This window comes from Sphingobium rhizovicinum (genome assembly GCF_042647625.1).
GTDB lineage: Bacteria > Pseudomonadota > Alphaproteobacteria > Sphingomonadales > Sphingomonadaceae > Sphingobium > Sphingobium rhizovicinum.
The window spans coordinates 2,972,160-2,996,771 of sequence record NZ_JBHRVU010000004.1 but is presented as its reverse complement, the minus strand read 5'-3'; the positions used below and the strand labels follow the sequence as shown (position 1 = coordinate 2,996,771).

The following is a 24,612-nucleotide window of genomic DNA, read 5'->3' as shown; positions in this document are numbered from 1 at the left end:
GCGAAATTATGCCCGGCGCCCGGCGCTGTCCACGTACAGAAGTCGAAACGCTTCGTTGCTGTTGTGTCCAAAAGGCCGCAGTTGCGTCATTTTTGTGCGGCCAATTGCATCGCGGCCCATGATGGCTATGGCAATGTGACAGAAAATTCCAAGGGGAAATCAGGACATGGCCAAACCCGAATCCTGGCGGTTCAGTCCCGAAGCCTATCGCTTCGTCACCAGCATCGACACCCGCTTCCAGGATCTGGACACCATGGGCCACATCAACAATGTGGCCATTTCGGGCATATTCGAAACCGCGCGCATCCGGTTTCACCATCATATGGGCCGGCATCCGCAGGAACAGGGCGTGCGCTGGCTGGTGGCCAATGTGAACCTCAACTTCATCGAGGAATCGCATTTCCCCTATCCGTTCGAAGTGCATTGCGCGATCGGCCATATCGGCCGCACCAGCTGGACGATCAGTTCGGCCGGCTTTCAGAAGGGCGTGTGCGTCGCCACCTGCGACACCACCGTCGTCACCCATGGCGCCGAAGGCCGCCGCCTGATCGACGATACGCTGCGCGAGGCGATGGAGCTGAATTTCCTGCGCAAGCCGGAATAGGGGCGGGAACAGGGCGGCGGAACGGGCCGCTTCAGGAAAAGCCCGCCATGCGCCGGCTCCACTGGACAGCGATCACCGCGCCCTTGACCGGCTGGATCAACGCCAGCGCCAGCGCGATCGCCAGCCCCGGCCAGATCAGCGCCTGCCACATCAGCGGAATGGCCAGCGCGGCGTTCACCTCGATCATCAAGGGCACCAATATATGCCCCAGAGCCAGGATCACGATATAGGCGGGGAAATCGTCCGCCTGATGCGCGTCGAGCCGCAGGCCGCAGCCCGCGCAGGCCGGTGTGGCTTTCAGGAAGCGCGCAAACATCCGTCCCCGTCCGCAGGCCGGGCATCGGCCGCGCAGCCCATGGCCGATGGCGGGGCCAATAGGTCGGTCTTGCGGTGGCGCGGGATCGCTCATGCACCCGTGGCTAGGGGCTTGGCGGACCGCGCGCAACACGCCATCGCGCGCCTATGCCCTTTCCCCGATCGTAAAGCCTGTTAAGAAGCGCCATGCGCCTTCCCGGTCCCGACGAAGTTTTTTGCCTGTTCGACGATGCCCGTGCGCAGGGCGCGGCGCCGGCGCGGCTCTATCGCGATCCGGTGGCCATCGTCGCGGCGCACAGCATGGCGCAGGTGCAGCCCGCACTCGACCAGCTGGCCGAAGCGCGCGAGGCGGGGCTGCATGTCGCAGGCTATATGGCCTATGAGGCGGGGCTGGCGCTGGAGGATCGACTGGCGCCGATCGCGCATCGGCGGGACGGCGCGGGCGCGCCCTTGCTCTGGTTCGGCCTGTATGAAGGCGTGCGGCTGATCGCGCCGCGGGATTTGCCCGCCATGCTGCCCGACCCCGCGGGTGCGACCGTCGGTCCGCTGCGGCCGCTGGTGGATGAGGCGGCCTATCGCGTCGCGTTCGACCGGGTGCAGGATTATATCCGCGCGGGCGACATTTATCAGGTCAACCTGACCTTCCCCTGCGACGTGGATGTGGCGGGCGATCCGATGGCGCTCTACGCCGCGGTCCGGCCACGCGCGGCGGCGGGTTATGGCGGCGTGATGCGCACCGGCGCGCAGACGATCCTGTCCTTCTCGCCCGAACTTTTCTTCACCCAGGTGCGCGGGCAACTGACCGCGCGGCCGATGAAGGGCACCGCCACCCGTGCGGAAGATGTTGATGAGGATGCGGCTCTGGCCGGCTGGCTGGAGGGGGACGCCAAGCAGCGCGCCGAAAATCTGATGATCGTCGATCTGCTGCGCAACGATCTGTCGCGCGTGTCGCAGGCCGGCAGCGTCACCGTGCCCGACCTGTTCAAGGTCGAAACCTATCCGACCGTGCATCAGCTGGTGTCCACCGTGCGCGCGCGCATCCTGCCCGGCCTGTCGGCGGTCGATGTGCTGCGCATCCTGTTCCCCTGCGGATCGATCACCGGCGCGCCCAAGGTGCGCGCGATGGAGATTATCGACGCGGTCGAACCGCATGCGCGCGGCGTCTATACCGGGTCGATGGGCTGGATCGACCCGGAAGGCGACGCCGCCTTCAATGTTGCCATTCGCACCCTTTGCGTTGAAGAGGGGCGGGCTGTGGGCCGGCTGGGCCTGGGATCGGGTATTGTCGCAGATTCGGAAGGCGCATCCGAATGGGCGGAATGTCTGGCCAAGGGGCGTTTCCTCGCCCCGGCCGCTATGGTGCGCGCTGGAGTTTGATGGGTTTCGATGGCATTGGCTGATGGACGCTTCGACCTGCTGGAAACCATGGCCTTCGATCCGCTCGAAGGCGTCCGGTTGCTGGAACTGCATCTGACGCGGCTCAAGAAGAGCGCGGAGGCGCTGGGCTTCAGTTTCGATCGCCATGCCGTGCGCAACGAATTGCAGGCCGCCACTTTTCGGTTGCGCGATCATAGCCGGGTGCGGTTGCTGGTGTCGCGTGGCGGATCGGTGGCGATCGAGGTGCGCGGCCATCTCAGCTGGCCCGATCCGATCATGAAGGTCGCCGCCGTGCCGCGCAATGCGCCAGCGCAGGACCAGCGCCTGTTGCACAAGACCACCGACCGCAGCCTGTATAAGGATGCGTTGCAGCGCGGCGGCACCTATGAAGTGCTGCTGGTCGATGCGGCCGGCTATCTGACCGAAGGCGCCTTTTCCACCATCTTCGTGGAGCGCGGGGACAAGCTGGTCACGCCGCCTCTGTCGCGCGGCCTGTTGCCGGGCATTCTGCGCCAGAGCCTGATCGACATGGGCGAAGCGGTGGAAGGAGACCTGCGCCTGCACGATCTGGAACAGGGTTTCTTCATCGGCAACGCTGCGCGCGGCATGGTCGCGGCGGCGCTTGCGCGCTGATCTGCACGCAATAGCCAGACTATCCTGCCGTAAAGCCAATAAGCGGCATCTGGCCGGTTGCCCCCTTGTCCGTTGCGCACTAAGGGACGCGGCGTCCGCTTTTATTGCGGGCCTTGGGGATTCTTAAGAGAGTTTATTACCATGAGCCAGACTTCCGCTGCCCTCGGTCGCATCCAGCCGTCCGCCACGCTCGCCATGAGCGCCCGCGTGAACGCGCTCAAAGCCGAAGGTGTGGACGTTATTGGCCTCTCGGCTGGCGAACCCGATTTCGATACGCCTGACTTCGTCAAGGAAGCGGGTATTGAAGCCATTCGCAAGAATCTGACCCGCTATACCGATGTGGACGGCACCGCCGACGTCAAGGAAGCGGTCGCCTTCAAATTCAAGCGCGACAATGGCCTCATCTACAAGCGCAGCCAGATCACCGTCAATTCGGGCGGCAAGCACACCCTCTTCAACGCGCTGGTCGCGACCGTCGATGTGGGCGATGAAGTCATCATCCCGGCGCCTTATTGGGTCAGCTATCCCGACATCGTGAACTTCGCGGGCGGCACCCCCGTCTTCATCGAAGGCCCCGCGTCGCAGGGCTACAAGATCACCGCCGCCCAGCTGGACGCCGCCATCACCCCGCGCACCAAATGGGTGATGCTGAACTCGCCGTCCAACCCGTCGGGCGCGGCCTATTCGGCGGACGAACTGAAGGCGCTGGCGGATGTGCTGCTGCGCCATCCCCATGTGCTGGTGATGACCGACGACATGTATGAACATGTCTGGTACGCCTCCACCCCCTTCGCCACCATCGCGCAGGTATGCCCGGAACTTTATGATCGCACGCTGACGGTCAATGGCTGCTCCAAGGCCTTCTCGATGACCGGCTGGCGCATTGGTTTTGCGGGCGGCCCGGAATGGATCATCAAGGCGATGAGCAAGCTCCAGTCGCAGTCGACCAGCAATCCCTGTTCGATCAGCCAGGCCGCCGCCGTCGCGGCGCTGACCGGCCCGCAGGACTTCCTGGAAGACCGCAACGCCGTGTTCAAGAAGCGCCGCGACATGGTCGTCGCCATGCTGAACGACGCGCCGGGCCTCGACTGCCCGACGCCCGAAGGCGCCTTCTACGTCTATCCCGACGCCAGCGGCGTCATCGGCAAGACCACGCCCAAGGGTGCGCTGATCGACAGCGACGAAGCGCTGATCGGCTATTTCCTGGATGAGGCCAAGGTCGCCGCCGTGCATGGCGCCGCCTTCGGCCTGTCGCCGGCCTTCCGCATCAGCTACGCCACCTCGGACGAGGTGCTGAAAAAGGCGTGCACCCGCATTCAGGAAGCCTGCGCCGCGCTGAAATAAGTCCAGGCGTTTTCGCGCCTGCGACATGACAAGAACCGGCGTGAAAGCGCCGGTTCTTCTATTTTGTCAAAAAATGGAAACGGTGTTTTTCGCGCCGCAGCGTCTTGCGATTGTCGCCGCGCGCCCTATATGCCCGTTGCACAAAGAAACTGAATAAGAGGCTGCGTTCGTCGTTCTCTTGCCCACATTGGTCGAAACCCGCTCACGCCGGGCCGGCCGTTCAGTCAGGGGCAAGGCGCATGGATATAGCCGCATGGCCGGTAGAGCCGGCAATAGAAGGTAGAAAGGCGTTTGCCATGATGGCGTTTTTGAAATCCGACCTGTTCCTGCGCTTTTTGGGCGGGTTTGCGATCGGCGCTGTCGGCATGTTCCTGCTCCAGCCCGAAGAGCCGCCGATGTTCGGCTCCACTGCTGTCGCTGCGACGCAAAGCCATGGCGCGGCGCTCTAAGGCTCTTTTTCTCCCTGTTTTTGCGGCACTTGCCGCCGCTTCCCCGTTGCATGCCGAACGCGCCATTCTGGCCCCGGTTCCCGCGATAGACGCCATTCCCACCCGAAAGCTGGAAACCGCGATTTTCGCGGGCGGCTGCTATTGGGGCGTGGAGGGCGTCTTTTCGCATGTCAAAGGTGTCCAACTCGCTGTCTCCGGCTTTGCCGGCGGCCCGAAGGGGCGGCGCGTCGATTATGAGAAGGTGAGCGAAGGCGACACCGGTTTTGCCGAGTCGGTCCGCGTGACCTATGACCCTGCGCAGGTCAGCTATGGCGCGTTGCTGCGCATCTTCTTCTCGGTGGTCGCCGATCCGACGACGCTCAACTATCAGCGTCCTGACAGCGGCACCCAATATCGCAGCGCTCTCTTTCCGCTGAACCCCGAACAGGATCGGGTCGCGCGCGCTTACATCGTTCAACTGGGCAAGGCGGGGCTGTGGCCCAACCCGATCGTGACGCAGGTGGAGCCGTTCACCGGCTTTCAGGATGCGGCGGCGGATCATCAGGATTTCGCCCGCAAATATCCGACCCATCCCTATATCGTCCGCTGGGACCGGCCCAGGATCGCGGCGCTGAAGGCGACCTTTCCGACCTTTTATCGCGAAAAGCCTTCGCCCTGATTCCCTGCGCTTGTCATCGGCGCGGCCGCCCTTACCTCGATGACTGACAGAATAGGGAGCATGACCATGGGCGAAACGCGCGGCCTCAAAATCCTGACCAGCTTGGCGCAGGATGGCCGGTTGACCGTCGAACTGGCCGAAGAAAACCTGCCGCCGCCCACCGGCCATGAGATACTGATCCGGGTCGAGGCTGCGCCGATCAACCCGTCCGATCTGGGCCTGTTGTTCGGCCCGGCCGACGTCGCCAATGCCGATTATGGCGAGGGCCGGATCGTGGCGCAGATGCCCGATGCGGCGGTGCGCGCCATGGCGGCGCGGATCGGCGAAGCGATGCCGGTCGGCAATGAAGGCGCGGGAACGGTGATCGCGGCTGGCGACGCGGCAGAGGCGCAGGCGTTGCTGGGCCGGCGGGTGGCCTGCGTGCCGGGCGGCATGTTTGCGCAATATCGGTTGGTCGACGCCCGGTCTGTCCTGCTGCTGCCCGAAGGGGCGAGCGCGGAACAGGGCGCGTCCGCCTTCGTCAATCCGCTGACGGCGCTGGGCTTTGTGGAGACGGCGCGGGCGCAGGGGCATAAGGCGATCGTGCATACCGCCGCCGCCTCCAATCTGGGGCAGATGCTGGTGCGCATTTGTCAGGAAGACGGCGTTCCGCTGGTCAATATCGTACGTAGCGAAGCGCAGGCGCAGATACTCCGGGCGCTGGGTGCGGATCATGTGCTCGACAGTTCGCAGGCGGATTTCATGCCAGCGCTTCAGGATGCGATCGAAGCGACCGGCGCGACCATCGCCTTCGATGCGATCGGCGGCGGCACGCTGGTCAGTCAGATCCTCCACGCCATGGAACGCGCCGCCAGCAAGGGCGCGGCCTATAGCCGCTATGGGTCCGATGTGTTGAAGCAGGCCTATATTTACGGCGCGCTGGACATGGCGCCCACGGTCATCACGCGCAGTTTCGGTTTCGGCTGGAATGTGGGCGGCTGGTTGCTCTTCCCCTTCCTCCAGCGCGCCGGGGCGGAGACGGTGGAGCGGATGCGCCAGCGGGTGCGCGACAGCCTGACAACCACCTTCGCCAGCCCCTACAAGGCGCGCATTTCGCTCCATGATGCGCTGAGCCGCGATGCGGTGCTGGCCTATAATGCCCGCCGCACGGGCGAGAAATATCTGATCCTGCCCAACGGGTGAGGGGGGAAGGGCCGGACATTTTTTGCGGGAAATCAGAAAAGTTCGGACATGAAACCTAATTTGACAGGCGGTTACGTCCTGCATAGCCTCATCCTCTCATGACGGAGGAGTGGATGATGCGTCTGACTGTCCCTGCCGCCCTTGGCTTTGTCTCGCTTGGCATCGCCATGGCTGTGCCTGCTCAGGCCCAGCATGTCGCCGGTGTTTCGGGCGTCCATTTCAACTTGGGAACGCCCATGTCCGCGCCGGTCAATGGCTATGCTTATGGCTTTGGCGATGTCTCCCGCCCCGGCGTGCCGGGGGGCGATATGGTCAGGGCGCAAAGGCTGATCGCCGCCGGCGATTATGCGCAGGCGGACGATCTTCTGTCCGTGCTGGTCGGCCGCAGCAGCAGCAGGCAGGTTCGCTTCCTCAAGGGCGTTGCGCGGTTGGGCATGGGGGATGCGGCGGCGGCCCGCCGCTATTTCGAACAGAGCCTGTATCGCGGGCGCAATGGCTATCCGGGTGCGATGTCGGGCCTTGCCCTGGCCGAAATCCGACTCGGAAATCGCGATGCGGCCGAGAATATATTGACCAAGCTGCGCTATCAGCAGGAACGATGCGGTCAGTCCTGCGATCGGGCAAAGCCGCTGGATGCGGCGGTGTCCGTGGTCGAAAAGGCGCTGGCCTGATCGATTCGCCGCCAAACGTCCAGGGCTGAAAGCGGATCGGGCGGGGCCTGCATGCAGACCCCGCCCGATCGGCGTAGCTTGGCAATGCCGCGGCCTTATTTCGGCGCGAGCACCATCAGCATCTGGCGGCCTTCCATACGCGGATAGGCTTCGACCTTCGCGATTTCCTGAACATTTTCCGCCACGCGCTGGAGCAGGTTCATGCCCAGCTGCTGGTGGCTGAGTTCGCGGCCACGGAAACGCAGGGTGATCTTCACCTTGTCGCCATCGCCGATGAAATCATGGACCTTCTTCATCTTCGTATCATAATCATGATCGTCGATGTTCGGACGCATCTTGATCTCTTTGAGTTCCTGCGTCTTCTGGGTCTTGCGGGCGATGTTCGCCTTTTTCTGGGCTTCGTACTTGAACTTGCCGATGTCCAGAAACTTGCAGACTGGCGGGTCGGCGTTCGGAGACACTTCGACCAGATCGAGGCCGACCTCATAGGCCTGCTCGATCGCTTCCTGCGTAAACATCACACCGAGATTTTCGCCCTCGTCATCGATCACGCGCACCTTGGGCACGTTGATGAACTCATTATAGCGGGGGCCGGACTTCGGCGGCGGCGCCAGCGGGCGGCGCATCATCGGGGGACGTATAGCAGTATCTCCTATGGTCGTTTCAAAAACGGACGGCTCTTAGCGGCTTTTGTGGAAAGCCGAAAGGGGTGCGTGCCTCCGCAGTAACGGAATCACGCACCCTTGCGGCATTTCTGCCTCAGCGCATGTCGGCATTGCCGGCTTAGATGTCAAGAAACAGCGACACCAAAATCATCAGAAAAGGCGTAGCGGCAATAGGGGCCGCAAGAATCAGCGCTATTCTGGGCCATCGCCGACGCAGCAAAGACAGGCCGATCATCAAGGCAATGCCACCGAAGAAGAGATAGAATGTTGGTGGCCGACCGGGAAGATGATGATGGAATATGGTGACGGCGATAGACCAGAGAGCCGTCTGAATAGCGATCAGGAGCAGCGCGGCGGTAAAGGCCGCGCTGCCCGGCTGATCTTGATTATAGGCCACGCAAATCCGGCGCACGGGCGTCCTTGGCAAGGCGTTCGATCACATCATCGAGCGAAAGGAAGCTCTGTCCTTCCTTGCCCAGCTCGCGCAGGGCCACTGTGCCTTCCTCCGCCTCGCGACGGCCGACAACCAGCAAATTCGGCACTTTACCGAGGCTATGCTCGCGCACCTTGTAATTGATCTTCTCGTTGCGGACGTCGATTTCGGCGCGGATGCCGGCGGCGCGCAGCTTCTCGACCGCCTGCTTCGCATAGTCGTCCGCGTCGGACACGATGGTCGCGACCACCGCCTGCACCGGGGCGAGCCAGAGCGGGAATTTGCCCGCATAATGTTCGATCAGGATGCCGATGAAGCGTTCATAGCTGCCGAAAATGGCGCGGTGGAGCATGACGGGACGGTGCCGTTCGCCATCTTCGCCAACATAACTGGCGTCGAGTCGGTCGGGCAGCACGCGGTCCGACTGGATCGTGCCGACCTGCCAGGTGCGGCCGATCGCGTCGGTCAGATGCCATTCCAGCTTGGGCGCGTAGAAGGCGCCTTCGCCCGGCAATTCTTCCCAGCCATATTCCGGCGTGTTGAGGCCCGCAGCGGCGACCGCGTTGCGCAGTTCATTTTCCGCCTTGTCCCACATCTCTTCGGTGCCGAACCGCTTTTCGGGGCGCAGCGCCAGCTTGATCGAGTAGGTGAAGCCGAAATCCTTGTAGATGCGGTCGGCGAGCGCGCAGAACGCGCGGACTTCCTCCACAATCTGGTCTTCGCGGCAGAAGATATGCGCGTCATCCTGCGTGAACTGGCGCACGCGCATCAGGCCGTGCAGCGCGCCATGCGGCTCGTTGCGATGGCAGCAGCCATTTTCGTAGAAACGCAGCGGCAGGTCGCGATAGCTTTTGATCCCCTGACGGAAGATCAGGACATGCGCCGGGCAGTTCATGGGCTTGAGCGCCATCCAGTCGGCGTCATCCGACACCAGCGGGCCTTCATCCTCCACGTTCGGCACTTCGTCGGGGATGACGAACATATTCTCGCGATATTTGCCCCAATGGCCGGACGTTTCCCACTGGCGGGCGTCCATCACCTGCGGGGTCTTCACCTCGCGATAGCCCGCATCGTCGATGGCGCGGCGCATATAGGCTTCCAACTCGCGCCAGATCAGATAGCCCTTGGGGTGCCAGAAGACGCTGCCATGCGCCTCCTGCTGGAGGTGGAACAGGTCCATCTCCGCGCCCAGCTTGCGATGGTCACGCTTGCCCGCTTCTTCCAGGCGCGTCAGATGCTCGGCCAGCTGCTTCTTGTTGAGCCAGCCGGTGCCGTAGATGCGGCTCAGCATCGCATTCTTCTGGTCGCCGCGCCAGTAAGCGCCCGAAACCCGCGTCAGCTTGAACGCGGCCGGGTCCAGCTTGCCGGTGGAGGCCAGATGCGGGCCGCGGCACATGTCGTACCAGCCGTCGCCACTATGATAGACGGTCAGTTCCTCGCCCTGCGGCAGTTCGGCGGCCCATTGCGCCTTGAACGTCTCGCCAGCGGCCTCCCACTGCGCGATCAGCGTGTCGCGGGCGATGACTTCGCGCACCAGCGGCTTGTTGGCGGCGATGATCTTGCGCATCTCCGCCTCGATCGCGGGCAGGTCTTCCTCGGTAAAGGGGCGATCCTTGGGCGCGAAATCATAATAGAAGCCATCGTCCGTCGCCGGGCCGAAGGTGATCTGCGTGCCGGGGAACAGCGACTGCACCGCTTCGGCCAGGACATGGGCGAAATCGTGGCGCGCCAGTTCCAGCGCGTCGGCTTCGTCCTTCGCGGTCACAAGGGCCAGCTGCGAATCCTGTTCCAGCGGGCGGCCGATGTCGCGCAGTTCGCCATCGATGCGCGCGGCAATGGCGGCTTTCGCCAGACCCGGCCCGATCGCCGCTGCAATGTCCGCCGGAGTAGTGCCGGGCGCGACTTCACGCACGGAACCATCGGGCAGGGTGATCTTGAGCATGGCGGACACGGGAGGTCTTTCTGTTGAAATGTCAGGTTGCGCGGCCTCAAAAAGCCGCGCCTTCCCCATAAATGGGCCGCCCGCACTGTCAATAGAAGGGGCCCAATAGAAGGGCACTTGCCAAAGCAGTCGGTCACGGGCATGATTTATGTGTTGATATATCATTATCAACTGCAGGAGGGACTTTATGGCTTTGAGCTTCGCAAGACCCCAATCGGGCGCCGGGGATGCGCCCCTTTCCGACATGAACACCACCCCGTTGATCGACGTGATGCTGGTGCTGCTGATCATGTTCATCATCACCATCCCGATCCAGACGCATAGCGTGGGCGTCGACCTGCCGGCGCAGGCGAGCGAACTTCCCATCCGGATGGACCCGGTGAAGAACAAGGTGACGATCGATGCAGGCGGCGTCATCCGCTGGAATGGCGCGGCGATCGACCGGATGACGCTGCGCCAATATCTGGCCGCGTCGCTGCGTCTGCCGGTGGAGCCGGAACTCCAGTTCCAGCCAGACGCCGCCGCCCGTTATGTGACGGTCGACGAAGTGCTGGCCGACATCAAAAGATCCGGCGTCACCAATCTGGGTTTTGTTGGAAATGAACGCTATCGGGACTTCTGAATAAGCTTCCGGCTTGACCTGCCGCTTCGTCCAATGTCTTCTCTTCTCCGGGGCTTATCGGGGGAATAGATGACGGACGATGTCGACGCGCAGGCCAGCTTCGCGTTCGAAGGCAATTGGCGGGCCTATGCGCCAATTGCCTTCACTAACCTGCTGCTGACGATTGTCACGCTGGGCATTTATCGTTTCTGGGCGACGGCGCGGACCCGGCGCTATCTGTGGGCCAATACGCGCTTCATTGATGACTGGCTGGAATGGACCGGAACGGGCAAGGAATTGTTCCTCGGCTTCCTGATGGTGCTGGTGCTGATCGGCCTGCCTTTCCTGTTCCTGCAATTTGGCGCGCAGGCGCTGATTCTTCAGGGGCATGCTGCGCTTGCGGGTGTGCTCACCATCGTCGCGGCCTTCATCATCTTTTACTTCTCCGGCGTGGCCCGCTTTCGCGCCTTGCGATACCGGTTGAGCCGGACCTGGTGGCACGGGATTCGGGGCGGCAGTGATGATGCTGGCTGGGGCTATGGCGTGCACTATATGTGGCGCACGCTGCTTGGCTATCTGCCCCTCGGCTTGTTGATCCCATGGTCGATGATGTCGCTCTGGAATCGCCGCATGAACCGGATGAGCTTCGGGTCGGAGCCGTTCGTTGCGCATGGGCGCGCCCGCCCGTTGATCGGGCGCTTCCTGCTATTCTATCTGGCGCCGATCCTGTTCGTGGTGCTGGCCGTGGCGATGGCGGGAACCTATGGCGGGCATCTGGCCGGCGTGCGGGTGACGTCCAGCTTCCCGCCCTTTTTGCGGGTCATTGCCTTTCTGGTGATCTTCGTGGGCGTCTATGTCCTGCTGGGCCTGATCGCATTGGCTTATTATGCCGCCTTTTTGCGTGAGGCGATCGACAATCTGACGTTGGGCGGCCTTCAATTCTCCTTCGAGGCGAACACCGACGACTGGCTGGCGCTGTTTTTCGGCGATGTCGCGCTGGTGATCGGCACGCTCGGCATCGGGGCGATTTTCCTGGAATATCGCCACTGGAAATTCTTCATTACGCATATGGGCGCGGCCGGGGAAATCTATACCGACCAGTTGACGCAATCGCAGACCCGGACCGATCGTCATGGCGAAGGGCTTCTGGATGCTTTTGACGTCGGGGCCTTCTGACCACCATGTCTGATTTCATGCTCTGGCATTATGATGGGCAGACTGCGGTGCGCCGCGATGTCCGGCTCCAGCCCGACGAAGCGGGCTTTCGTCTTGAGGAGCCGGATAGCGGCTGGACCGGCGCGCCGGTGGATTGGGCCGACCTCATCGTCATCGGTTCGGAAAAGGGGCGGTCGGCCTATGGCCATCGCGCCATTGCCGGCTGGCGCATGGGCTTTTCCGGCGATGCGCCGGCGCAAATCGCCGCCCATCTGCCCAAAGGCGAACGCTATGGCCGCTGGATCGACCGCTTCGGTTTCTGGCCGGCGGCGGGCGTCTTTACCCTGGTCGCGGCGCTGGTGGTCTGGGGCGTGGCCGAAGCGCCTACCGTCATCGCGCCGCTGATCCCGCAAAGTTGGGAAAACCGGATGGGCGACGCGATGGTCGGCGACTTTGGCGGCCGTTTCTGTCACACGCCGGCGGGTGATGCCGCGCTGCATGCGCTGGTGGCGCGGATCGATCCGAAGGGGGAGGCGCGGCAGGTGGAAATCGCCAACATCCCGATCGTCAATGCCGTGACCCTGCCGGGCGGGCGGATCATCCTGTTCGACGGGCTGGTGCAGCAGGCCGGATCGGCCGATGAAGTGGCGGGGGTTCTGGGCCATGAACTGGGCCATGTCCGCCATCGCGACACGCTGACCGGGCTGGTGCGGCAGATGGGGCTCAGCGTCGTGCTGGGCGGCTTTGGCGGCAATGCCGGGGGGTATCTGAACGGCGTTTTGTCGCTCAGCTATGGCCGCGACGCGGAAAGCGCGGCGGACGGCGTCGCCATCGGCCAGATGCAGGCTGCGGCGATTTCGCCCGCCGGCACCGCCGCTTTCTTCGAACGCATGGGCGGCAAGGGGAAGGCGGGTGAGGTCGATCAGGCGATGACCTGGCTGTCATCCCATCCCCTGTCCACGGCCCGTCGCCAGCGCTTCGAACAGGCATGGGTCAAGGGCGCTGCCTATCGTCCGGCGCTGGACCTGGCGCAATGGCGCGCGCTGCGAACGGCATGCCGGGCCGACGACAATGTGGCCAGGCCCTGGGGCGACGGCTTCTGACCGGACCTTCGCGGCTTGTCCGCCCGATGCAGAGCCGATAAGGTCGCGCCGCGGAAAGGAGGAGGCGGGATGAAGAAGATGATGCGCGTTGCCGCCAGCGCCTTGCTCTGCTTTGCCGCCTTCTGGGGCGCAGCGCATATCGGCCTGATGCCGGGCTTGCGTACGGACGACGCCCTGGCCTCCTATAATCGCATCACGCCGGGCGCCGATGCGCCGCGCCAGCTCTGGCGCTATCTGCCGGTCATTCGCTGAATTTCAAACAAGTAGCAGCCGGGCCTTATCGTCCAGTTGCCCCAGCAGGCCGATCGGCCCGCCGATCTGCACGCCATCTGGCAAATCGCTGGTCGTCATGCTCGCCAGCGCCATGCCGCTCTGACAGGCGATGATTGCGACATCCAGCGCCAGCGTCTCCGCGATCAGCGCCGCCAGCGACGGCAATCCCGCCGCCTGATGCCGGTCATCGCGCGGTGCAACGATCGGCGCGCGCAACAGGGCGACGGCGTCCAGTTGCAGGAACAGGGTGGCCGCTCCGCCCAGCGCCGCCTGCGCCGCCGCCAGCATCAGCGCGCCGCGCAACCGCTCCGCATCGTCCGTCGTGACGATGATCGTCAGGGCGCGCATAGTTCCACCGCGCAGCCGGGGCAGGCGGGGTCTTTCGCCACGTTGAGCGTGCGAAAGCGCATGGACAGCAGGTCGGCGATCAGCAATCGGCCCGCCATGTCCGCGCCAAAGGGGACAAGCGCGCGGATCACCTCCAGCGCGGCGAGGCTGCCCATCACGCCAGTCAGCGCGCCGATCACGCCGGTTTCGGCGCAATTGCGCTCCGGCGCATCCTGCGGCGCGCCGACCAGACAGCGATAGCAGGGCTTGCCCGCTTCCCAGCCGCGATAGGTCGCCAGCTGTCCTTCGAACGGGCCGACCGCCGCCGACACCAGAGGGATGCGCAGCCGCTGCGCCGCGTCCGCCACGGTCAGCCGCGTGTCGAAATTGTCGCATCCGTCCAGCACCACATCGGCCTCGCGCAGGATCAACTCCGCGTTGCTCGTATCGATCCGGGCGTTGATGGGGATCAGCTTCACATCGGGATTGATCCGCGCCACCGCCGCCATCGCCGCTTCTGCCTTGGGCGCGCCGATGTCCGCTGCGCCGAACAATATCTGGCGTTGCAGGTTGGACAGCGACACCGCGTCATGATCGATCACGCGGATCGTGCCGACGCCGGCCGCGGCCAGATAAAGGATGGCCGGGCTGCCGATGCCGCCTGCGCCGATCACCGCGACGTCCGCGCCCAGCAACCGCGCCTGCCCCGCGCCGCCAATCTCCTTCAGCACGATATGGCGGGCATAACGATCCAGCTGATCGTCGGTCAGCGTCATGGCGCGTCGGACCAGAGGAAGCGGACCTGAGAGCGCATCCAATAGGGCTGCGCCGCGCCATTTTTCGGGAAGGAATTGCGCAGCGATCCCAATATGCGGCCGCTGACGAACTTCTCGACCTCCGGGCAACGGGCGTTGACCGGCGCGATCTTCAGCGGCTTGCCGTCGCCCGACAGCAGGAACAGCATGTCGATCTCCAGCAATTGCGATCCTTCATAATTGACCGCGCCGCTGCATTCGCCGCGCCGATAGAAACGCGCGACATCTTCCGACCAGCGGGGCGAAACCTTCCGCCCCAGCCAGCCGGGGATCACGGGGACGCTGCTCAGATCCTGCGGCATGGGGGCAACGTCGCCAGCCATGGGCGCGATTGCCAGCATCAGCGAAAGCAGCATCGTCATCGTGTCACACTCCTGTCGATCCGAAACCGCCCTGTCCCCGAACGGTGTCGTCCAGACTATCGACTTCCGTAAAGCTGGCAAGCTGCACCGGCGCGGCCACCAGTTGCGCGATCCGGTCGCCGCGCGCGATCGGGAAGGGCTGGTCGCCCAGATTGATAAGGATGATCTTCAATTCGCCGCGATAATCCGCGTCGATCGTGCCGGGCGTGTTGGGCAGGCTGATGCCATGCTTCAGCGCCAGGCCGGAACGCGGGCGCACCTGCACCTCATAGCCTTCGGGGATCGCCATCGCAAAGCCGGTCGCCACCGCATGGCGGCCGCCCGGCGCCAGCACCAGTTCCTCGGCCGACACCACATCCATGCCGGCGGCGTGCGCGGTGGCATAGGCGGGCACGGGCAACCCCTCGCCATGGGGCAGGCGCTTCAGCTTGATGTCAATCGGGGCGAGGGGAGAGGGCATGGGCAACCTTTTCGATGAGTTTGTCGGCCACCTCCCTTTTGGGCAGGCTGGGCCAGGATTCGATGCCGGCGGCGGTGACGATCTGCACGGCATTGGCGTCGCCGCCCATCACGTCACCCGATACGTCATTGGCGACGATCCAGTCCGCGCGCTTCTTCGCCAGCTTGGCCTGGGCATGTTCGGCGATCTTCTGCGTTTCGGCGGCAAAGCCGACCAGCAAAGCGGGACGCTGCGCATGATGGCCCAGCGTCGCCAGAATGTCCGGGTTCTCGACCAGAGCGAGCGGCGCGGGCTGGCCCGATCCGTCCTTTTTCAGCTTCTGGTCGGCGGCGTCGGCCGTGCGCCAGTCGGCCACGGCCGCGACCATGATCGCCGCGTCGGCGGGCAGGGCGGCTTCGACCGCCGCCAGCATCTCCCGCGCCGTTTCCACGTCGACGCGATCGACCCCGGCCGGCGTGGGCAGATGCACCGGCCCCGCGACCAGCGTCACCCGCGCCCCGGCCCGCGCGGCCGCGGCGGCGATGGCGAAGCCCTGCTTGCCCGACGATCGGTTGGCGATGTAGCGCACCGGGTCGATCGGCTCATGCGTCGGCCCGGCGGTAATCAGGATATGGCGGCCTTTCAAAGCGCCGTTCGTTTCGAGCGTGTCGAGAACCGGTTGCGCGAAGGGCTTCTCGACTTCGCTCGAAGCGAACGGGGTGTTAAGAAGCCGCCCAATCTCCGCCGCAATCGCCTCCGGCTCGGGCAACCGTCCCTTGCCAAATTCGCCGCACGCCATCACGCCGTCATCCGGCTCCATCACCTGCACGCCATCGGCGCGCAACTGATGGAGGTTCCGCTGCGTCGCCTTGTGATGCCACATGCGCACATTCATGGCCGGCACCGCCAGCACCGGCTTGTCGGTGGCCAGCAGCAATGTAGTGGCCAGATCATCGGCAATGCCGTTCGCCATCTTGGCCAGAATATTGGCGGTTGCGGGCGCGATGACCACCAGATCGGCCTGACGCGACAGTTGGATATGCCCGATCTCGCGCTCGGCCTTCAGATCGAACAAATCCTCATAGACATGATCCTCGGTCAGCACGCCCAGCGACAGCGGCGTCACGAACTGCGCCGCACTCTCCGTCAACACCGCCCGCACTGCGATCCCGCGCTTGCGCAACAGCCGCACCAGCTCGAGCGATTTATAAGCAGCAATGCCGCCGGAAATGATAAGAAGGACGCGCTGTTGGTTCATAGATGCAGATGTAGGAGCGACGCGCCCAGCACGCCAGCCGCCGCCGCAATCACCGCCACCGCGCCATAGCGCCAGCCGCCGCCCACGCGGATCAGCTTCACCTCGCCCAGCGGCGGCGGGGGCGGTGCGCCGCCTTTTTCGGGGAAGGCGTCCTCGATCCGCTTGACCAGCCCCGGCAGCCGCTGAAGCGTGCGCCAATTCTCGATCAGCGTGTCGGCGGCCTTCGCCTCCGGTCCCAGTTCGTCGCGCAGCCAGTTTTTCACATAGGGGCCGCTGGTTTCCCACAGGTTGATGTCGGGGTCCAGCGCGGTCGCCACGCCCTCCACCATCACCATCGTCTTTTGCAGCAGCAGCAGGTGCGGCTGGGTCTGCATGTCGAAATCGCGGGTGATGGCAAAAAGGCCATCCAGCATCCCGCCGACCGACAGTTCGCGCACCGGCTTGCCGCGCATCGGCTCGCCCACCGCGCGCAGGGCGGTCGCGAATTCGGCGACATTATGATGGGCGGGCACATATTGCGCCTCGAAATGAATCTCCGCGACGCGCTTATAATTGCCGGTGATCAGGCCATAGAGGATCTCCGCCAGCCACATGCGCGCGCGCCGGTCGATCCGGCCCATGATGCCGAAATCGATCGCGACGATATTGCCATTGGGGCAAACGAACAGATTGCCCTGATGCATGTCGGCGTGGAAGAAGCCCTCCGCAATCGCCTGCCGCAGGAAGGCGTTGACGAGGCGAGCGGCGATGTCCTTCACATCATGGCCCGCCGCGATCAGGGCGTCGCGATCGGAAATCTTGATCCCGTCGATCCACTCCATCGTCATGACCTTGCCGGTCGTGCGGTCCCAGTCGATGGCGGGGATGCGGTATCCCGGCATCGCTTCCATCGCTTCGCTGAGTTCAGAGGCGGAGGCCGCTTCGCGCCGCAGGTCCAGCTCGCGCGCGGTCCAGCGCTTCATGTTCGCGATCACCAGACGCGGGCGCAGCCGGGCAATCTCGCCGCCCAGCATCTCGACATGGGCTGCGGCCCATTCATAGGTCTGGATGTCGCGGTTGAACTTGTCGATCACGCCGGGGCGGATCACCTTGACCGCGACGTCGCGGCCGTCGGTCGTCACCGCGCGATGCACCTGCGCGATGGAGGCGGCGCCGACCGGTACTTCGTCGAAACGGCTATAGACCTGCTCCAGCGGACGGCCGAAGCTGGATTCGATCTGCGCCCGGATCGTCTCGAACGGCACGGGGGGCAGGGCGTCCTGCAACCGCAGCAGATCGTTCGCCGCATGATCGCCGACCAGATCGGGCCGGGTCGCCAGCGTCTGGCCCAGCTTGATCGCGGCCGGGCCGATCGACTGGAAGGCGTCGGCATAGCGCGGTTGCTTGGGGATGCGCGCGCCGAACCGGGCGACGCGGACGAGCCGGCGAACCGGGCCGGGGGTCAGCGGATCGCGCTCGATCCCCGTCAGCGCGCCATGCCGCGCCAATGTGCGCCCCCATTTCAGGAGCCGCCAGATATGCGTGATATGCGCGGTCATGCGGGCTTCAAATCTTCCAGCCCGAATGGATCGCGACCAGCCCGCCCAATATCGGCTCCACCTTCGTGTTCACGAATCCGGCGTCGCGGATCATGGCTTCGAACTTTGGCATTGGCGGGAAGCGGCGGATCGATTCGATCAGATAGCGATAGCTGTCGGCGTCATTGGCGAACAGCTTGCCCAGCTGCGGCACCAGCTTGTGCGAATAGACGTCATAGACGTCGGAAAAGCCCGGCCATGTCGTGGTGGAAAATTCCAGGCAAAAGAATCGCCCGCCAAATTTCAGCACCCGGTTCGCCTCGCGCAGGGCTTTGTCGATATGGGTCACGTTGCGGATGCCGAACGCGATCGTATAGGCGTCGAACGCCCGGTCGCCGAATGTCAGCGTCTCGGCATTCTGCTCGGACCAGATCAGCCCTTCCAGACCCTTCTTCTGCGCCCGCTCAACCCCCACGGCCAGCATTTCCGGGTTGATGTCGGACACGGTGACATGCGCGCCATGCTTGTGCATGCGAAACGCGATGTCGCCGGTGCCGCCGGCCATGTCCAATATCTGCTCGCCTGCGCGCGGCTTCACGCGCTTGACGAACTGGTCCTTCCACAACCGATGCGCGCCCGCCGACATGGCGTCGTTCATCAGGTCATATTTGGCGGCGACGTTGGAAAAGACTTCGCGGACCATGCCCGCCTTGTCGGCGGCATCGACGTTGCGATAGCCGAAGGATGCTGTTTCGCTCATGGGGAGTTCCTCTAGACACAGATGCGGCGCTGTTCCAGCCATGAAGCTGGTTATTCTGCCTGCCCATAACTAGATGGGACGCATGCCTGAGCTTCCCGAAGTCGAAACCACCGTCGCGGGTCTGCGGTCCGTATTGCAGGACAGCGTGCTGACCCGTGTGGAGCCGCGCCGCGCCGACCTGCGCTGGCCGATCCCGGTGGACCTGCGCCAGCGGATGACCGGCGCGCGGGTGACGGGCCTGTCGCGTCGCGCCAAATATGGCCTCATCGAAACCGATCGCGGCGACATGATGATCTTTCACCTCGGCATGTCGGGGCGCTGGCGAATCGATCCCACGGAAATCGGCGCGCATGATCATCTGCTGCTGGAAACGGCCGGCGGGCATCTTCTTTCGCTCAACGATCCCCGCCGCTTTGGCTCGGTTGATCTGGTGCGGTCGGATGCGTGGCAAGACTATACGCCTTTCACCCGCATGGGGCCGGAGCCGCTGGGGCCGGATTTCGACGCCGCGATGCTGGCCGCCGCGCTTCAGGGCAAGGGGACCTCGATCAAGGCGGCGCTGCTCGACCAGCGGATCGTCGCCGGGCTTGGCAATATCTATGTGTGCGAAGCGCTCAACATGGCGGGCATCGCCCCGACTCGGGCGGCGGGCCGGATCAGCCGGCCGCGACTCGCCCTGCTGGTGCAGGCGATTCGCGACGTTCTGTCCGCCGCGATCGTCGCCGGCGGCTCCACCCTGCGCGATTATGCGCGGCCCGACGGCGAACTGGGCTATTTTTCCAAACAATGGCGCGTCTACGGGCGCGAAGGCGAGTCGTGCGGCTGTGGCGGGACGGTTCAGCGCCGGGTCGATGGCGGCCGATCCACCTTCTTCTGCCCGAAATGCCAGAAATAGCGGGGCGCACACCCGTTGACGCCCGCCCGGATACTCTGTAAGGGGCGCACCTTCACGAGGCAGATCGAACCGTCGATTGGCCTCTTCCCGAGATTTGACGAGAACCGAGGAATAGAATGGCCAATACGCCGCAAGCCAAGAAGCGCATCCGTCGCAATGAGCGTCGCGCCGCAATCAATGGCGCCCGCATCAGCCGGATCCGCACCCTGGTGAAGAAGGTGGAAGCCGCCATCACCGCCGGTGACAAGGCCGCTGCCGCGACCGCCCTGCAGACCGTTCAGCCTGAACTGGCCCGTGGCGTTGCCCGCGGCGTGCTGCACAAGAATACGGCCGCCCGCAAGTTCGGCCGCCTGACCAAGGCTGTCGGCGCGCTCGCCTAAGCCTTTTCAGTCTTCGCAAGACATTGAAAGCCCGCTCTGGTTTGCCAGAGCGGGCTTTTCGTCGTTCTTAACAAAGCTGTCATGATTAGCGTCATCTTTAACACCCGCGCAATTCCCGCGATTCGACGCGGTGCACCATGAATGTCCGAAAATAAGATATTGTAAAATAACGGTAATTTGATTTTTGGGGCTTTTCCGTACGTTTGCCGAGTCAACGGCTTTATTTCACTTTTTTGAACCGGGTCGGCCTTGATCCGGCGAAGCAGCCCCGTCTATTTTTGAAATCCGGTCGCCGTCGAATCACCTCAGCGGCCGTCATGTGAGATCGTTTGTCGCAAGGAACTCGGGGAACGGGGGCGTTTCCGGTGAAGGTTCTTTGCGTCGTATTTTCCTGCCCGAAAACGGGGGGCATAGCTTTGGTGGGTCGGAACGAATGAAGGATAAGGTTCGCGTGGCAGGTTGGGAGGATGGACAGGTGTGCCAGGCCGATGCGAGCCTGGAATCCGCCTGGACCACCATCCGCGCCGGTCTGCGCCGCGATGTTGGCGCGCGGATGTTCGATCAGTGGCTCAAGCCTGCGCGTCTTGGCGACTATTGCGCCGAATCGCAGACGCTGGACCTGCTGGTCGCGACCGATTTCAGCGCCAATTTCGTCGGCGGCCAGTTTGGCGACCGCCTGCGCATGGCCTGGCGCAGTGCTGGCGTCGGCGTGCGCGAAGTGCGCCTGCGCCGCGCGCCCGACGCCACTGGCCCGCGCCTGCTGGAAGTCGTCCATGTCGAATCGGCTGCCGCCGCCGCCGCGCCTGTCGAAACGCCGGTCGCCTCCAATTTTCTGCCCCGTCACGGCTTTGCCGACTTCATCGTCGGCGACACCAACCGGCTCGCCTTCTCCGCTGCGCAGGCGATGGCGGGCGAGGCGCAGCCCCGTTTCACGCCGCTGTTCATCCATGGCGCCACGGGCCAGGGCAAGACGCACCTGCTTCACGCGATCGCTGCCGCCTTTTCCGCCCATTCGCCGTCGGAGCCGGTGCTCTACATGTCGGCCGAACGCTTCATGGTCGAATTTGTGAACGCCATGCGCGCCAATGAGACGATGGCGTTCAAGGGCCGGCTGCGCGCCGCGCGCCTGCTGCTGATCGACGACATTCAGTTCATCGCCGGCAAGGGATCGACGCAGGAGGAGTTCCTCCACACGATCAACGACCTGATCGACACCGGCGCGCGCATCGTCGTCACCGCCGACCGCGCGCCCCAGCTGCTCGAATCGATCGACGCCCGCATCCTCTCGCGTCTGGCGGGCGGGCTTGTCGCCGACATTCGCCCGGCCGATCTCGACCTGCGCCTCGCCATTCTCGAATCGAAGCGCGCTGTCGCGGGCGATCCGCCGGTGCCCGATGCCGTGATAGATTTCCTCGCCCGCTCGATTCGCTCGAACGTGCGCGAGCTGGAGGGCGCCTTCAACAAGCTGGTCGCCTATGGCCAGCTTACCGGCCGCTCGATCGATCTCGATTTCGCGCAGCAGATGCTGGCGGACGCCGTGCGCGCCAATGCCCGCCGCATCACGGTGGACGAAATCCAGAAGCTGTGCGCCGCCCATTTCAAGATCGATCCGTCGGAAATGCGCTCCAAGCGCCGCGCGCGCGCCGTCGCCCGCCCGCGTCAGGTGGCCATGTATCTCGCCAAGAAGATGACGCCGCGCTCGCTGCCCGAAATTGGCCGCATCTTTGGCGGGCGCGATCACAGCACGGTAATCCACGCCGTAAAGACGATCGAGGCGCTGCGCGAAAGCAATCCCGATATGGACGCCGACGTCCGCGCCCTGCTGCGCCAGCTGGAGGGCTGATAGCCCCCACTGGCATCGGGCGCATGATCGGCTAGGCTGGCGGCATGATTCGCCAGCTTGCTCTCCTGCTCCTCGCCGCCCTGACCCTGTCGCCCGCTCTGGCGCAGGTGGAGGCAACGGTCCCCAACCCCGCCGACGTCCGTGTCGCGCTCGATACGGAAAAGGGGCAGATCATCGTCGCCGTCCACACCGACAAGGCGCCGGTGACGGCCGCCAATTTCCTCAAATATGTCGATCAGAAACGGCTCGACGGCACGGCTTTCTACCGCGGCGTGGGGGCGGCTGATTATGGCTTCGTGCAGGGCGGCGCGCAGAACGACCCCAAACGCATCCTGCCCCCCATCAAACATGAGCCGACCACCCAGACCGGCCTCACCCATGATGATGGCGCGCTGTCGATGGCGCGCTATGCGCCGGGCAGCGCGACCGGCGACTTCTTCATCGTGCTGGGCCAGATGCCGGCGATGGACGCGCGCCCGGATGCGCCGGGCGACAATGTCGGCTTTGCCGTTTTTGCCCATGTGGTCGAGGGGCTGGACGTGGTGAAGGCGATCCTGATCGCGCCCAAATCCCCGACCAAGGGGGAGGGGGTGATGAAGGGGCAGATGCTGGAAGCGCCGGTGAAAATCCTGACTGCGCGCCGACTGCCCTGATTTGGTAAACTCAGCTTCCCGCTGACCCGCCCTGATCGATGATGCGCGTCGTCGCCATGTCGGCGGTGACATTGCCGACCGTGCGGAAAATGTCGGGCACCGTCTCCACCGCCAGCAGCAATGGCAGCGCCTCCACCGGCACGCCCATGGCCAGACAGATAGGCCCGGTTGTGGTAAAATAGGTGATCTGCCCCGGCAGGCCGACCGCCGCCAGGCTAACCACGGCGGCCACCAGCACGCCCATCACGATCTGCGTCGGACCCAGCGCCACGCCGTTCATCGCCGCCACATAGAGAGCGACGCCCAGATTGGCCGGCGGGCTGGTGATGCGGAACAAAGATATGGCGAGCGGCAGCACCACGCTGCGGCTGGTTTCGCGCACCTGCAACGGCCCGTCGCACGCCTGAATCATCGCGGGCAGCGACGCGATCGAGCTTTGCGTCGAAAAGGCGATGGCCTGCGCGGGGAAGGCGGCGCGGGCGAATCGGCCCGGCGAAATCTTGCCCAGGATGATGACCAGCGGATAGACCAGCAGCGTCGTCGTCAGACAGATCAGCACGATGAAGCCGATATAATGGAGCAGCGCCCCTGCCGTCGCCAGCCCCGATCGCGCGCCCGCCACCAGCGCCAGCGCAAACACGCCGATCGGCGCCAGCCACAACACCCAGTTGACCACCAGCAACAGCGCATCGGCCAGCGCCTGAAACAGGCCGGTCAGTTGCGCGCGGCGATCCTCCGCAATGCGGGTAACGGCAAAGCCGAAGATCAGCGCAAAAAGCACCACCGCCACCACCTGCCCTTCGGCGGCGGATTTGAGCGGATTGACCGGGATGAAGCCCAGCAGCCATTCGGCCGACGGCCGCACATCGGGCACGTCGGTCACGGGGCCGGCCCCCGCCAGCGCCCCGACCGCGCCCGCCGGCACCGGCCAGAGATGCAGCATCAGCGGCCCGATCAGCGCGGCGACGCAGGAGGAGCCGAGCAGCAGGATCGCGAACAGGCCGATCGCCTTGCCGGCCATGCCATTGGCGCGCGCGGTCGTCGCCGCCTGCGCGATGCCGGTGACGAGCAGGGCGAAGATCAGCGGAATGAGCGGCATCTGCAATCCGTTCAGCCACGCCTTGCCCACCGGCTGAGCGACGTCGACAATATCGCCCTCCCATCCGCTGCCCCATTCCGCGATCGCAATGCCACAGCACAGGCCCAGCGTCAGCGCGATCAGGATACGGACGGTCAGGGACATGGGGGGCAGGATCTCCGGGGTGCGCCTAAACGGCAACGGGCAGAGACAGGCTATCCGCTATTGCAGGCAAAGGAACAGCGGAAAATCAGTCGGCTAGAGCATTTTCGAAGCAGATGGCATCATCTGCTGGCTCGGAAAATGCGGAAAACAAAAGACACATAAAGCGCCTCCTGACCTCCGTCCGGCCCTTCAACTTCGCTCAGGCGAGATTGTCGAGCCGAAGGCGGCCGCAGGCCAACCCCTGCCCATCCTTCGCTGCGCTGTGCGTGGCGCGCGCGGACTGCCCCTGTCGGAACCTGTCCTACACTGCCTGCCCGTTGAAAGGGGACAGGAGGGGTTGGAAGGCGGGATAATCCGGGATTGTGCGGGGAGGGGTGGTCAGGAACGGCCAAAATCTGGGCTTTTCTGCGGATCGGCGAAAAAATTTGGCGATGAAGCTGTGTCTATAAAGGATCGGCAAATTGACGTTGCTCGGACCAGAGTTTTTTTAAACCGGGTGGCTTCAAAGGTTTTCAAAGGGTGATGCCGGGAAATCCTTCAAAGCCCCTTTGAACGGGGCTTTGAAGCCTTTTAGAGTGGGTTTGACGGGGGCGATCGCCATGGGGAGTACCGGCGAAACCTAAAAATAAGTGGGACCAAGGCGGTCCCAGTTCGCCAGTCTGGTCCCAGAATGAAAAAGGCGCGGGAAACCGCGCCTTTTTGCTTATTGGGCTGA

Annotated in this window: 28 protein-coding genes; 16 read left to right on the top strand and 12 right to left on the bottom strand. The window is 64.1% G+C overall.

The annotated features are described in order from the left end of the window. Positions 1-166 precede the first annotated feature (166 nt). Entirely contained in the window at positions 167-604 is a 438-nt protein-coding gene (locus ACFOKF_RS15680) for an acyl-CoA thioesterase (protein ID WP_380796823.1), read from the top strand. A 31-nt stretch (positions 605-635) separates the two neighbouring features. Here the strand turns inward: ACFOKF_RS15680 and ACFOKF_RS15675 are convergent, their stop codons facing one another. Further along, a complete protein-coding gene (locus tag ACFOKF_RS15675; RefSeq protein ID WP_380796822.1) occupies positions 636-1,013 on the bottom strand; it encodes a DUF983 domain-containing protein in 378 nt (125 codons plus the stop codon). Between the two features lie 92 nt (positions 1,014-1,105). Here ACFOKF_RS15675 and pabB point away from each other — a divergent pair, with 92 nt between their 5' ends. The 7 genes from pabB to ACFOKF_RS15640 all read left to right on the top strand — a co-directional run bounded on the left by pabB (position 1,106) and on the right by ACFOKF_RS15640 (position 7,233). Continuing rightward, positions 1,106-2,296 (top strand): aminodeoxychorismate synthase component I, encoded by a 1,191-nt coding sequence (gene pabB, locus ACFOKF_RS15670; protein ID WP_380796820.1) that lies wholly within the window; start codon positions 1,106-1,108, stop codon positions 2,294-2,296. A gap of 9 nt (positions 2,297-2,305) precedes the next feature. Beyond that, entirely contained in the window at positions 2,306-2,929 is a 624-nt protein-coding gene (locus ACFOKF_RS15665; RefSeq protein ID WP_380796818.1) for an aminotransferase class IV, read from the top strand. 141 nt (positions 2,930-3,070) lie between these two features. Further along, positions 3,071-4,273: a pyridoxal phosphate-dependent aminotransferase gene (locus ACFOKF_RS15660; protein WP_380796817.1), complete on the top strand. Its 1,203-nt coding sequence runs from the start codon at positions 3,071-3,073 to the stop codon at positions 4,271-4,273. Positions 4,274-4,569: 296 nt separating this feature from the next. After that, the gene (locus ACFOKF_RS15655) at positions 4,570-4,722 is read left to right on the top strand and encodes a hypothetical protein (RefSeq protein ID WP_298401552.1); all 153 of its coding nucleotides are present in this window, start codon (positions 4,570-4,572) and stop codon (positions 4,720-4,722) included. Continuing rightward, positions 4,706-5,380, top strand: a complete 675-nt coding sequence (gene msrA, locus ACFOKF_RS15650) for a peptide-methionine (S)-S-oxide reductase MsrA (protein ID WP_380796816.1) — start codon at positions 4,706-4,708, stop codon at positions 5,378-5,380. The genes ACFOKF_RS15655 and msrA overlap by 17 nt, the downstream gene beginning before the upstream one ends. 66 nt (positions 5,381-5,446) lie before the next feature. Next, positions 5,447-6,562 carry a zinc-binding dehydrogenase gene (locus ACFOKF_RS15645; RefSeq protein ID WP_380796815.1) on the top strand — a complete coding sequence of 372 codons (1,116 nt, stop codon included), beginning with the start codon at positions 5,447-5,449 and terminating at the stop codon, positions 6,560-6,562. Positions 6,563-6,675: 113 nt separating this feature from the next. Beyond that, entirely contained in the window at positions 6,676-7,233 is a 558-nt protein-coding gene (locus ACFOKF_RS15640; RefSeq protein ID WP_380796813.1) for a tetratricopeptide repeat protein, read from the top strand. A gap of 95 nt (positions 7,234-7,328) precedes the next feature. Here ACFOKF_RS15640 and infC read toward each other — a convergent pair whose 3' ends face one another. The 3 genes from infC to thrS all read right to left on the bottom strand — a co-directional run bounded on the left by infC (position 7,329) and on the right by thrS (position 10,273). Continuing rightward, the gene (gene infC, locus ACFOKF_RS15635) at positions 7,329-7,862 is read right to left on the bottom strand and encodes a translation initiation factor IF-3 (RefSeq protein WP_380796812.1); all 534 of its coding nucleotides are present in this window, start codon (positions 7,860-7,862) and stop codon (positions 7,329-7,331) included. Positions 7,863-8,016: 154 nt separating this feature from the next. Beyond that, positions 8,017-8,295, bottom strand: a complete 279-nt coding sequence (locus tag ACFOKF_RS15630; RefSeq protein WP_380796811.1) for a hypothetical protein — start codon at positions 8,293-8,295, stop codon at positions 8,017-8,019. Then, entirely contained in the window at positions 8,285-10,273 is a 1,989-nt protein-coding gene (gene thrS / locus ACFOKF_RS15625) for a threonine--tRNA ligase (protein ID WP_380797829.1), read from the bottom strand. The genes ACFOKF_RS15630 and thrS overlap by 11 nt, the downstream gene beginning before the upstream one ends. 187 nt (positions 10,274-10,460) lie before the next feature. Between thrS and ACFOKF_RS15620 the strand changes: the two genes are divergently transcribed. The 4 genes from ACFOKF_RS15620 to ACFOKF_RS15605 all read left to right on the top strand — a co-directional run bounded on the left by ACFOKF_RS15620 (position 10,461) and on the right by ACFOKF_RS15605 (position 13,384). Then, complete coding sequence (locus ACFOKF_RS15620; RefSeq protein WP_380796809.1) at positions 10,461-10,895, top strand: ExbD/TolR family protein; 435 nt, start codon at positions 10,461-10,463, stop codon at positions 10,893-10,895. Positions 10,896-10,964: 69 nt separating this feature from the next. Then, positions 10,965-12,050: a YjgN family protein gene (locus tag ACFOKF_RS15615; protein ID WP_380796807.1), complete on the top strand. Its 1,086-nt coding sequence runs from the start codon at positions 10,965-10,967 to the stop codon at positions 12,048-12,050. Positions 12,051-12,055: 5 nt separating this feature from the next. Beyond that, positions 12,056-13,132 carry a M48 family metallopeptidase gene (locus tag ACFOKF_RS15610; protein ID WP_380796805.1) on the top strand — a complete coding sequence of 359 codons (1,077 nt, stop codon included), beginning with the start codon at positions 12,056-12,058 and terminating at the stop codon, positions 13,130-13,132. 69 nt (positions 13,133-13,201) lie between these two features. Further along, complete coding sequence (locus ACFOKF_RS15605) at positions 13,202-13,384, top strand: hypothetical protein (RefSeq protein ID WP_380796803.1); 183 nt, start codon at positions 13,202-13,204, stop codon at positions 13,382-13,384. Between the two features lie 3 nt (positions 13,385-13,387). Here ACFOKF_RS15605 and ACFOKF_RS15600 read toward each other — a convergent pair whose 3' ends face one another. From ACFOKF_RS15600 to ACFOKF_RS15570, 7 genes are read right to left on the bottom strand one after another with little or no spacing between them, the layout of a single operon-like run. Beyond that, a complete protein-coding gene (locus ACFOKF_RS15600; protein WP_380796801.1) occupies positions 13,388-13,753 on the bottom strand; it encodes a DsrE family protein in 366 nt (121 codons plus the stop codon). Further along, a complete protein-coding gene (locus ACFOKF_RS15595; RefSeq protein WP_380796799.1) occupies positions 13,741-14,508 on the bottom strand; it encodes a HesA/MoeB/ThiF family protein in 768 nt (255 codons plus the stop codon). The genes ACFOKF_RS15600 and ACFOKF_RS15595 overlap by 13 nt, the downstream gene beginning before the upstream one ends. Continuing rightward, positions 14,505-14,909 carry a hypothetical protein gene (locus tag ACFOKF_RS15590; RefSeq protein ID WP_380796797.1) on the bottom strand — a complete coding sequence of 135 codons (405 nt, stop codon included), beginning with the start codon at positions 14,907-14,909 and terminating at the stop codon, positions 14,505-14,507. Before ACFOKF_RS15590 ends, ACFOKF_RS15595 begins: the two co-directional genes overlap by 4 nt. A 4-nt stretch (positions 14,910-14,913) precedes the next feature. Then, the gene (dut, locus tag ACFOKF_RS15585; protein WP_380796796.1) at positions 14,914-15,369 is read right to left on the bottom strand and encodes a dUTP diphosphatase; all 456 of its coding nucleotides are present in this window, start codon (positions 15,367-15,369) and stop codon (positions 14,914-14,916) included. Beyond that, positions 15,344-16,606 carry a bifunctional phosphopantothenoylcysteine decarboxylase/phosphopantothenate synthase gene (locus ACFOKF_RS15580; RefSeq protein ID WP_380796794.1) on the bottom strand — a complete coding sequence of 421 codons (1,263 nt, stop codon included), beginning with the start codon at positions 16,604-16,606 and terminating at the stop codon, positions 15,344-15,346. Before ACFOKF_RS15580 ends, dut begins: the two co-directional genes overlap by 26 nt. After that, entirely contained in the window at positions 16,603-18,144 is a 1,542-nt protein-coding gene (ubiB, locus tag ACFOKF_RS15575) for a 2-polyprenylphenol 6-hydroxylase (RefSeq protein WP_380796792.1), read from the bottom strand. The genes ACFOKF_RS15580 and ubiB overlap by 4 nt, the downstream gene beginning before the upstream one ends. Positions 18,145-18,151: 7 nt before the next feature. Continuing rightward, complete coding sequence (locus ACFOKF_RS15570) at positions 18,152-18,883, bottom strand: class I SAM-dependent methyltransferase (RefSeq protein WP_380796791.1); 732 nt, start codon at positions 18,881-18,883, stop codon at positions 18,152-18,154. An 82-nt stretch (positions 18,884-18,965) separates the two neighbouring features. Here ACFOKF_RS15570 and mutM point away from each other — a divergent pair, with 82 nt between their 5' ends. The 4 genes from mutM (at position 18,966) to ACFOKF_RS15550 (ending at position 22,654) form a co-directional block, all read left to right on the top strand. Further along, positions 18,966-19,778 (top strand): bifunctional DNA-formamidopyrimidine glycosylase/DNA-(apurinic or apyrimidinic site) lyase, encoded by an 813-nt coding sequence (gene mutM / locus ACFOKF_RS15565; RefSeq protein WP_380796789.1) that lies wholly within the window; start codon positions 18,966-18,968, stop codon positions 19,776-19,778. A 116-nt stretch (positions 19,779-19,894) separates the two neighbouring features. Then, positions 19,895-20,158: a 30S ribosomal protein S20 gene (gene rpsT / locus ACFOKF_RS15560; RefSeq protein WP_298401516.1), complete on the top strand. Its 264-nt coding sequence runs from the start codon at positions 19,895-19,897 to the stop codon at positions 20,156-20,158. A gap of 433 nt (positions 20,159-20,591) precedes the next feature. Next, positions 20,592-22,001, top strand: coding sequence for a chromosomal replication initiator protein DnaA (gene dnaA / locus ACFOKF_RS15555; protein WP_380796787.1), 1,410 nt, complete (start codon positions 20,592-20,594; stop codon positions 21,999-22,001). 44 nt (positions 22,002-22,045) lie between these two features. Next, on the top strand, positions 22,046-22,654 hold the full coding sequence (locus ACFOKF_RS15550) for a peptidylprolyl isomerase (RefSeq protein WP_380796785.1): 609 nt from the start codon (positions 22,046-22,048) through the stop codon (positions 22,652-22,654). Positions 22,655-22,664: 10 nt separating this feature from the next. Here ACFOKF_RS15550 and ACFOKF_RS15545 read toward each other — a convergent pair whose 3' ends face one another. Then, on the bottom strand, positions 22,665-23,897 hold the full coding sequence (locus ACFOKF_RS15545) for a dicarboxylate/amino acid:cation symporter (protein WP_380796783.1): 1,233 nt from the start codon (positions 23,895-23,897) through the stop codon (positions 22,665-22,667). Positions 23,898-24,612 lie beyond the last annotated feature (715 nt).